Annotated in this window: 1 protein-coding gene; it reads right to left on the reverse strand. The window is 41.9% G+C overall.

Annotation, left to right across the window (positions count from 1 at the left end):
- Window positions 1–1025 (reverse strand): hypothetical protein (locus I6U49_RS16795; protein ID WP_198629694.1); only part of this gene is annotated, 1025 nt, incomplete at both ends.

Raw genomic sequence — 1025 nt, forward strand, 5'->3', positions numbered from 1 at the left:
CTGAATTCCCCATTAGCAATCGAATTGCTTACCGGGTTTTGGTTTTCGTCTAAAAGAGTATAAGTAATTCCCTGTACCGTAGTTACCGAAATAGTCCCGGTAGTGTCTTCACAAGTTGGTTGCTGCGCAATACTTGCTTGTGGCTGCGCCGGAGTTCCTAAATTTTCAATGATTACCAAAGCTTCAGAAACGGACTCACAATCGCCATTGTCTGCCTGTACAAAATAAGTACCAGCACCTAATCTGCTGAATTCACCGTTTGCAATCGAATTATTTAATGGGTTTTGGTTTTCGTCTAAAAGAGTATAAGTAATTCCCTGTACCGTAGTTACCGAAATAGTTCCGGTGGTATCCTCACAACCTGGTTGTTGTGAAATATTTGCCTGTGGCTGCGCCGGGGTTCCTAAATTTTCTATGATTACCAAAGCTTCAGAAACAGACTCACAATCGCCATTGTTTGCCTGTACAAAATAAGTACCTGCGTTTAATCCGTTGAATTCTCCATTTGCAATCGAATTGCTTACCGGATTTTGATTTTCATCTAAAAGAGTATAAGTGATTCCCTGTACCGTAGTTACCGAAATAGTACCGGTGGTATCCTCACACGTTGGTTGTTGTGAAATATTTGCCTGTGGCTGCGCCGGAGTTCCTAAATTTTCTATGATTACCAAAGCTTCAGAAACGGACTGGCAATCACCATTGTCTGCCTGTACAAAATAAGTACCTGCACCTAATCCGCTGAATTCACCATTTGCAATCGAATTGCTTACCGGGTTTTGGTTTTCGTCTAAAAGGCTATAGGTAATTCCCTGTACCGTAGTTACCGAAATAGTTCCGGTGGTATCCTCACAACCTGGTTGTTGTGAAATATTTGCTTGTGGCTGCGCCGGAGTTCCTAAATTTTCTATGATTATAAGTTCTTCAGAAACTGACTCACAATCGCCATTGTCTGCCTGTACAAAATAAGTACCAGCACCTAATCCGCTGAATTCACCATTTGCAATCGAATTGCTTACCGGGTTTTG

The sequence above is a fragment of the Salegentibacter maritimus genome (genome assembly GCF_016236915.1).
GTDB lineage: Bacteria > Bacteroidota > Bacteroidia > Flavobacteriales > Flavobacteriaceae > Salegentibacter > Salegentibacter maritimus.